The organism is Hymenobacter lutimineralis (assembly GCF_008271285.1).
GTDB lineage: Bacteria > Bacteroidota > Bacteroidia > Cytophagales > Hymenobacteraceae > Hymenobacter > Hymenobacter lutimineralis.
In genome coordinates this window covers 1-8,477 of record NZ_VTHL01000040.1, presented here as the reverse complement: position 1 = coordinate 8,477, position 8,477 = coordinate 1, and the positions used below count along the sequence as shown (strand labels likewise).

The 8,477-nt window shown below is 52.2% G+C and carries 10 protein-coding genes; 8 read left to right on the top strand and 2 right to left on the bottom strand.

Going from position 1 to position 8,477, the window contains the following annotated elements; all coding sequences use genetic code 11:
• Nucleotides 1-195: 195 nt before the first annotated feature.
• The 3 genes from FY528_RS20935 (at nt 196) to FY528_RS21390 (ending at nt 2,300) form a co-directional block, all read left to right on the top strand.
• Entirely contained in the window at nt 196-831 is a 636-nt protein-coding gene (locus FY528_RS20935) for a hypothetical protein (protein WP_187632236.1), read from the top strand.
• 11 nt (nt 832-842) lie between these two features.
• The gene (locus FY528_RS20930; protein WP_149072956.1) at nt 843-1,139 is read left to right on the top strand and encodes a hypothetical protein; all 297 of its coding nucleotides are present in this window, start codon (nt 843-845) and stop codon (nt 1,137-1,139) included.
• Nucleotides 1,140-1,784: 645 nt separating this feature from the next.
• On the top strand, nt 1,785-2,300 hold the full coding sequence (locus tag FY528_RS21390; RefSeq protein WP_187632235.1) for a hypothetical protein: 516 nt from the start codon (nt 1,785-1,787) through the stop codon (nt 2,298-2,300).
• A 12-nt stretch (nt 2,301-2,312) separates the two neighbouring features.
• Here FY528_RS21390 and FY528_RS20920 read toward each other — a convergent pair whose 3' ends face one another.
• Complete coding sequence (locus FY528_RS20920; protein WP_149072955.1) at nt 2,313-3,227, bottom strand: replication initiation protein; 915 nt, start codon at nt 3,225-3,227, stop codon at nt 2,313-2,315.
• A 486-nt stretch (nt 3,228-3,713) separates the two neighbouring features.
• On the opposite strand from FY528_RS20920, the gene FY528_RS20915 reads away from it, so the two are divergent.
• From FY528_RS20915 to FY528_RS20895, 5 genes are all read left to right on the top strand, one after another.
• A complete protein-coding gene (locus FY528_RS20915; RefSeq protein WP_149072954.1) occupies nt 3,714-3,983 on the top strand; it encodes a hypothetical protein in 270 nt (89 codons plus the stop codon).
• A 616-nt stretch (nt 3,984-4,599) separates the two neighbouring features.
• Nucleotides 4,600-4,992, top strand: a complete 393-nt coding sequence (locus tag FY528_RS20910) for a plasmid mobilization protein (RefSeq protein WP_187632234.1) — start codon at nt 4,600-4,602, stop codon at nt 4,990-4,992.
• On the top strand, nt 4,989-5,936 hold the full coding sequence (locus FY528_RS20905) for a relaxase/mobilization nuclease domain-containing protein (RefSeq protein ID WP_149072952.1): 948 nt from the start codon (nt 4,989-4,991) through the stop codon (nt 5,934-5,936). The genes FY528_RS20910 and FY528_RS20905 overlap by 4 nt, the downstream gene beginning before the upstream one ends.
• 17 nt (nt 5,937-5,953) lie before the next feature.
• Nucleotides 5,954-6,469, top strand: coding sequence for a hypothetical protein (locus FY528_RS20900; RefSeq protein ID WP_149072951.1), 516 nt, complete (start codon nt 5,954-5,956; stop codon nt 6,467-6,469).
• Between the two features lie 383 nt (nt 6,470-6,852).
• Nucleotides 6,853-7,032 carry a hypothetical protein gene (locus tag FY528_RS20895; RefSeq protein ID WP_149072950.1) on the top strand — a complete coding sequence of 60 codons (180 nt, stop codon included), beginning with the start codon at nt 6,853-6,855 and terminating at the stop codon, nt 7,030-7,032.
• A 95-nt stretch (nt 7,033-7,127) separates the two neighbouring features.
• On the opposite strand, the gene FY528_RS20890 is transcribed toward FY528_RS20895, so the two are convergent.
• Nucleotides 7,128-7,748: a porin family protein gene (locus FY528_RS20890; RefSeq protein ID WP_149072949.1), complete on the bottom strand. Its 621-nt coding sequence runs from the start codon at nt 7,746-7,748 to the stop codon at nt 7,128-7,130.
• Nucleotides 7,749-8,477: the final 729 nt, after the last annotated feature.

Genomic DNA, 8,477 nt, shown 5'->3' with positions numbered 1-8,477 from the left:
GCCGCCGCTACTGTCGAGCTTCAAACCGCCTGATGCTCTACTTCTAGCCGGTCCAGCAATTGGGAGGAGGTCAAACCGCCTGATGCTCTACTTCTAGCCGGTCCAGCAATTGGGAGGAGGTCAACGGTATATGGTAATATATCAACGTATTCTCAGTTTGTCAGTGATAGTCCTCCAGAGCCCTATCAGCAAATAATGGGCAACGATGGTTATCTATATGTGTACTCTCCTTGGAATGGTGCTTGGATCGGTATTCCAGCGCAACTGGAGTATATCGACCCCCAACTCGTTTTGACTCCAGCACAAGTTCCACCTGATGTGTTGGATTACGATTGTGGTCAATTACGAAATACTCACCCTGATGATGCTCTTCAACATGGCAACGTGGGTACTATTCAGGATTTTGCTAATGCTAACAATGGCTTGACACGTTCAGATATTATCGGACAGCGAGGCTACCAACGCATGGGACCTATGATAAGTTTGCCTTATGGTCCCTCAATCCGGTACATTAGGGACCCTCAAAATCCTGATGTAATCATAGATTTACGGCATATGCTTGTCGTTGCATACCAAGGGCCGTTTGCTGGAAATAGCATTGAAATAATTCAGGGAATGGGCAGTGAACAAAGCGCTTATGACCATCAGGATTACTTCTCAAATAGCCTTGGGTATCGTTTCTACGAGTTGTATATCTCTCAGATTAGGGCTCAGCCTAGTTCATTTACATCGTTAGTAGTTCAGTTTCTAACACAACCACAGAGTCAATCGGGTGCTTCACACCGCACTCGTAATAATGACCCCAATCTTATAAATCAACGGTGCCCTTAAATTTCTATAACATGAAAAAAAGTACTGTAGGTTTCGGGATAATATTACTTTTCATATTAGCCTTGGTGTATAATTTCACCCTAAGCCCACTTGCTCGCAAAGGAAAAATGCATCAAAAAGAATCGTATAAAATTGTTAGAGGAATGACTAAAAAAGAAGTGTTTTCAATCATGGGACCATATGATAAAAGGCTCCAGCAAAAAGATTATACTGTATTTTTATATGAGCCACACCAGTTCGCTTCTAGTGAGGTTGCCATAACATTTGGTCAAGATAGTCTCGTTAAAACTGTTAATCATGGCGATTAAGTAATATTGCTAACGTCAACAACGATTGTGAAATCGTTGTTGACGTTAGCAATATTATTAGTGTAGGCAATGGTAGCCTAGATAGTTACTTGATATGTAGTGTAATATAACCAGTTTGTAAATCACTTTTTAAGATTTCGTTGTAACATCTCTGATTGTATAATAAGAGATGTTGTTGAACAATCAGAGAGAAATCTGTGGCTCACAAGGTAGGTGTCTAAGACCGACCCGCTGTTGCAGCGGGTCGGGTCTGTTTAGGCCCAATCATAATGTCCACTGTGGCGGGGCTGATAGGGAAAGACTATGTGGCCCTCGTCGCCAGCCAGTATCTGATGCAGCACCTGTCGGGTGCGGGCGCGGTGCTGGTGCCAGTGGCTACGTAGGAATGCCGGCGAAGGGGAACTGATGCGGTGGTCGTGCCGGTGATGGCAGCGGCCCCGTTGCCGAGCCGTCCAGGCCCAGCGTTTTTTGGATGGTTTCATACAAGCGAGTAGGTGGATACCTACCGCTCATGGGATGTGCTGTGAAAACGCTTCATGGATAAGGAATTGAAAGAAAGGCTTTAACAGGAGCCAGTAGGCCATTGGCCTACTGTAAGACACCATGTAATACCAAAGTTTTCGACGTAACTATGCGTCACACATTATGTCTGACACATCGATTATGCAGTCCAATTCTAGTTTGACAGAAACTTCAATGAGTAAGACAGATTCCGAAATAGGTCTTACAGAGGCTGAAAATGGTAAGACAGCCCCAGAAATCAGTCTTACTGAAACCAGTACTAGTACTACAGAGGGTGAAAATACTGAGGGAAAGCGTCTTACAGCTAGTAAGACAGCAAAGAAGGGAGGGAGGCCGCCGAAACCAGCCAGTAGTACGGCCGTTACCTGGTCAATCCGTGGAGTAGAGCGGGAAACCCGGGCTGTCATGGAGAAGGCGGCTGAACGCGCCGGTAAGACTTTGGGGCAATACCTAAATGACGACGTGCGCGGCTTTGCTCAGGGCCAACTCACCCAAGCTGATGCAACCGGACAAGCGGTGGCCAGCCCTCGCGATTTGCAGGTGCAGGTGGAGCAACTCACCCAGATGGTCGAGGGTATTGCCGCTCGGCTGGCGGAGCCGGAGCGCAAAGGATTCTGGCAACGCGTTTTTGGCAAATAGGACAGCGAATGTTTATACCCCGAAGATTTTAGCGGTGTAAGCTCCTATGTTTTCCAGTTCGTTGTTGACTATCCGAATCTGGATCTGATGTAGTTTCTTGTTGATGTCGGTTAGTTGGTGCAGGCTGAGTACCTTATTTGCTTGGTCTTGACGCAAACCAAAGTGCATAGTTAGGCGCCCAAATACTGCCGCATTTGGTCCCTCGTAGGCTACGATCGGTGCACTGCGCTGGTACTGGACCGTAAATTCAATCTGCGCCACGCTACGGCCGCGTTTGATAGGCTCATAACTAAATGAAAGGTCTGCCTTACCGTTGATTTCATGTTCCGCTGGGTCAAGCACCCGGTTTTTGAAGTGAGTCCACTTTTCATAGCGGTCCTTGCCCGTTTTGGCGTCGATGAGGTCCAGACGCTCCTTCAGTTCCTGTACGTCAATGCGGAAGGTCTTATCCGGCAAGTTCTTGTACATCGAGAACAACTCATACAGTCGCTTGGCATATTTGCTGTTCAAGGTTAGAGCTGTATGCAACTGCAGGGTAGTGAAGCGATCCTTCAACTCTACATACAGTGGCCGCACTTTCTGACTTAGCTCTAACTCGATTATCCCTTGGCCCGTGATGTATTCGGCAGATGCTACGAACGTAGCCTGTAGCATATTACCACTAGGCAGAATCGTTTCAAAATAGCGAGTGATTAACTTCTTGGTCGCTTTTTGCAGGTCAGATGCCCGAACCTGCTCACCCGTGAGCGTCATTAACTCCTTGGCTGACACTTTGTATATCGTGTTCGGTGCATCGTCTTTACGGATGCTAGCCATCACCATGTAAAGAATGTTCTTTTCTAATGCCGTCATTTCATAGCGAGCGACGGTTAGAGCATTGTCTTGCCAAAGGGTCGCACCTTCTAAAACGCTGTGAGCTGGTTTCATAGAGCAAATATATAAAGTTGCCGTTCTAAAACAACCGGCAACATAAATCCGATAACTTTGATGGAGTTTTTGACAACTTTAACCAATCTATCCACGGAGCTTTTGACAACTTTAGACTAACTATCCACGGAGTTTTTGACAACTTTCACGGAGTTTTTGACAACCTATTTGGAGTTTTTGACAACTTTAGGTGCTTCAATTACCTGTGCTTCAATGGGTTACAAGCCCCTCAAATAACAAGTATTGAAAAAGAATTGTCACAAATATTTGAACGTGCGGGCGAGGGGCTTTTAGAAGGGTAGTTACCACGCCACAGAAAGCAGCCCGTCACCAAAAAACAAGCAAAGCAAACAAGAAGCCCTTCGACACTGGGCGCGGCACAAATTGGTATTAAACCCTTGACAATCAAATACTTAATTATACTGCCTAGGCCTCCAAAAAGGGCCGTTTGACGCGGTTTTCTGCTCTCTAGGCGTACTTTGTGCCATGGCTGACCATACTTTCCGCTTAACCAATACCCCCTTGGGCACCGTGCTGGTGAAGTTCTACCAGATCGAGCCCTACAGCGATGAGGCCTTCACGAAGGCTAAGGCCCGGGAGTTCCTACAGGCCACCGTCGGCTCGGGCAATGCCTGGAGCCTGGCGCTCTACCAGGGCCGCATTGACACGAACACGGTGCTACCCGAGGCCATTACCCAACTGCACACCCGATGCCCCCAGTGCACCGCTGTGCGCATCGAACAGGCTGCCGGATAGGCAGAGGTCAGCGAGCGGTTGTGAATGCCGTAAAGGGGCTATATTTGCGTTGTCCGAAAAACACCGGCGCACGTACAAACGGCGACCCGGGCCGAAGCCCAGATCGCCGTCATCCTACGGATGCCCGAGCCAGTGACTCATCACGGCTCGAACTGCTCCCCCCAGGGCTGCCTTGAGCAACTCGAGGGAGATGCGGAACCAGTTAGTCTGACCAGCTGGTTTCGCCTTTGCACGTTTACCCATTTTCGCTTGGGAGTAAGGGTGCTTGATCCACCCACTTCCTGAAGTCCCGGTTGTTACAGCAGCCGGGACTTCGTCTTTTCAGACAAAGCCGGCTGGGTGACTTACCGTGCAAGTGGGGCGAAGATAGGCGGTGGCTTGCGAAAGGAGTTAAACACGAAAAGTACTCGCTCATCAAGTCCGGAGAACGATAGTACCCCGGAAGAAATAGTGCACCACAGGCATGGGCGGTAGGGGAAGAAACCGTACCTTGAGGCGCGGACGGGGCTGTTCTGGCGTGGTTCGCAAGATGTGTTTTGTGCATCGCGCTTCGCGCAATACCCAAAACCCGTTCGCCCGTTGGGCTCACTACACTTGCCCCTTCGGGGACCTCCCTATGGCCGACCTACCCGCCCCTGAATCCACTCCCCACCGCCCCCGAAAAGGAGGCCGGAAGGCTAGCCCACTGGCCGAGAAACAGCGCCACGTCGTGAGCGTCCGGCTGACCGATGCGGAGCACGAGCGCCTGACCCAGGAGGCCGAGCGGTACCAGCTGAGCCAGGGCGAAGTGCTGCGGTCGGTGTGGCGGAAACAGAACACGGCCACGAAACTGCAGGCCCCGCCGACCCCGGACGAAGCGCGGCAACTGGCGCAGCTGGCCGGCATGGCGGCGAACCTGAACCAGATAACCAAGCTGGCCCACTTGGGGCAGGACCAGCGCACCGGGGCCACGACGGTACTCGGGCAGATGCACCAGCTGCTGAAGCGGCTGACGGGCGAGGCATCATGATTGGCAAGGTGAAAGTAAACCAGTCGTTCGGGGCCATGTGCCGGTACGTGCTGCAGGAGCAGGCCCCCGGTAAAGGGGCCGAGGTGCTGGCCGCGCACGGGGTGCGCACGGACAGCGCCGCGCACATGGCGGCGGACTTTGACGCGGTGCGGGCCATGCGTCCCGGACTAGGCAAGGCGGTACTGCACGTCGCGTTGGCCTTTCCGGTCGAGGAAAAGGAGAAGCTGAGCAACGAAGTGATGGGCCGCATTGCCCAGGACTACCTAAAGGGGCTGAAAATAGACCCGGAGAACACGCAATGGGCCGTGGTGCGGCACCAGGACAAGACCCACCCGCACATGCACCTAGTGGTGAACCGGGTGGATCTGGATGGGCAGACGGTGAGTGACCAGTTTATCCGCTCCCGGAGCGTGGACGTGTGCAAGGGTATCGAGCAGGAATATGGGCTGATCGTGGCCGACCAGGTAGGCCGCCAGCAGGCCCGCGAGATCGGCCCGACCCCGAAGCAGCAGCAGGCCACGACCCCGAAAGAGGAACAGTCGGCCGACTGGAGCCGCGCCCGGCAGGAGATCGGCCGTGCCCTGAGCTACACGGCGGGCCAGGCCCGCAGCTTCGACGAGCTGCGCGAGGCGCTGCGCCCGCGAGGTATCGAGCTGGAGCTGACGCGGCGCAAGGACGGGAGCCCGGCCGGGGTGGTGTTCGCCCAGGACGGGCACCGGGTGAAGGGCAGCCAGGTGGGCCGCGAGTACAGCGCGGGCAATCTGGAGGTGGGCTTCGCCAAGGCCCGGGAGCTAGGCCAGGACCCGGCCCAGGTGTGGCAGCAGGTGGGCCAGGGCTATGCGCTGGCCAAGCTGGCGGCCGAGTACGCCCAGGCAAAAGAGCGGCAGGCCCAGCAGCAGCAACCGAGCAAGCAGCAGTCCTGCGGCTTTGAGATAGGGGATTAACTTTTCAGCAATGACGTATGCAAGAGCTACTTCAAGACATTAACGCGCTCCGGCGCGGCATCGAGGCGCTGAACAAGCGCAGCCTGGAGCAGGGCCGGCCGGTGAGCCGGGCCGAACTGGACGAGGTGCTGGCCAAGGTGAAGCAGGAGGTGCGGTTTACCATCAACTACCAAGGCGTAGCGGAGGCGATCCAGCCGCACCTGGCCACGCCCGCGAAGGTGGAAAACACGCTCACCACGGGCATGGCGCAGCTGCAGCAGGTGATTGACCGGATTCCGCGCAGCGTGCCCGTGGTGGGGGAAGTGTGGGGCTTTACCAGCGGCCGGCTAGGGTTGGGCGTGATTGCGTTGCTGTTGTTCCTAGTCAGCCTGAGCACCTACCTCTGGCAGCAGAAAGCGGTAGCTGAGGCGCAGGTTGTACTACTGCAGCAGGAGCAGGCCAAGAAAAAGCGGGCGCTGGATTGGCTGACCACGGGCTATTGGGATTTGAAGCGCGACAATCCTAAAGTGGTCAAAAAGTATTTCCCTCAGTAGGCTTTCAAGATCCAAAAATGGCCTTAAATGAAGTGAATACGGATTTTTGGGTGCGTCTTGTAGGATGTAGCATCTTTTAAAAAAAGGGTGTTGTTAAACAAATAGGGTAAAACCTCCGACTCGGACGCATAGCCGCCTAGTTTTACCAGCTAGCACTCTGTATGACAGCATCTTATCAGTCATGTGGGCAAAACGATAGTCTTAACGTTCGTTTTTGCTAGCCACTTTTGATTGCGTTAAGGTGCATGTAATACTATCGGGTTTTCGATGCTTTTACGCCGATTTTGCACCTTATCACGAGCGACAGGGCCATTTGGCCACGGATTCGGAGGTTTTACCCTATTTGTTTAACAACACCCAGCTTTGCGGCAAAGGTGGCCCCGTTGGGGCTGCAACGCGGGGTGGAAGGGAGCCAGGCCCAGCACCAGGAGGTGAAGCGCTTCTATGGGCTGGTCAAGGAGCTCAACCCACAGCTGGAGCAGGAAGCGCAGCGCCAGGTGGCCCAGCAGCGCGTGCGTCAGGCCGGTCAGCAGCACAGCCGCAGCGGTGGAATAGGTATGTAAAAAGGCTCAGTAACGTTTTTTTAACGTCCGTTTGGAAGATATTATGGCGGGGAATAGCCGGAATTGCCAAGCAGTTCGTGCTAAGTATGTACGGTTTAGCGACGAGTCACCAAGTAGGTAAGCTGACACTGGAAGGCACTGTTGTGCGAGCGTGTGAGCGGCACTGTAACCGATTCTTGAAGTATCCGGGTGAAACCCCCATTGTAGCGCACGCCGATTCCCAGACCGTTTTTGAGTTCGTAGCCGATGCCTGCAACATATCCTAACTCCCACCGCCGGTACGGAGCGAGGCGATTAGGGCGATTGTCAGGACTCGGATCGACGGTAGGATTGCGGTCTTTGACGTCGAGCAGGTATCCGACTTGCGGGCCGGCCTCGGCGAGCCAGCCGCCGACCTTTACTTTGGCCAGCAACGGGGCGTTGAGGTAGTGTAAGAAGAGTCGCGCCCCTGAGGAAATCCCAGGAACGGCTAGCCTGTTATAACCTTTGCGCGCATAGCCTACTTCCGGCTGCAAAGAGAAAAAACCATCAGTAGTAAGAGGAATATTCACCACGAGCCCCCCGGCTGGGCCCCATAAACCTTCTAGATTCTTGGTGTCTGCTCCCGTTGCCGTAGAGTAATTAGCGCCGGCACGAAGACCAACCCGAATGCCTTGTGCTTGTGCACCCCACAGGCTGCCAACGATGAGCACACTAGTACAGAAAAGCTGTTTCATATGGAATAGAAAAGGAGTTATATGGAAGATTTTGAATAGGAAAAACGAGTATGTAGCCTGAAACTGTATACAGGCTTGATAAGAATTATAAAGGTCTATCAGCACTTAAAAGTACCACGCCGGCCGGGTGCCGCGCAGCAGGGCCAAAACCGTCACTTTTCCGAGGTCGGGGGTATAAGCTACATTATGTTAAGCAACTATTTCAAGATGACCCCGGGACTTTCTAGAAGGTCCTAGTTTGGAAAAAGTCCTGTTTTGCTAATACCATACAGAACATTATAACAGTTAGCCTTAAAGAGAATACAATTGAAGTCTATTTATAGTAGAATTCTCCCTTCAATCATCAACTAGGAAAGAGTTGCTGTAAATAGTTGTATAATATTAATGTATAATTATATTGAGGGAATATTATGCTTGTGCTATCTATGAGTTGATAGCACGTTTTTGGATATTTCTAATGGTTATTGTACTAATATGCGGAAGCGGCAGCCTTAAAGGACTGGCTATCCACTATGTGTAAGTTGAGTCAAGTTTACTGCTTTACTCATACTAGTATGGGTAGCCATAACTAAGTCAATGGCTACATATCTACGCTTTATAAAATTACGTTGACCTCCTCCCAGCAAACTGGACCGCTGTAAAGTAGAGGAATCAGGCACTTGTCGTACCTTAAAACCAAGAGACACGTGCCATGAAAAAGACGAAGTTTACCGAGGCGCAGATCGTGTT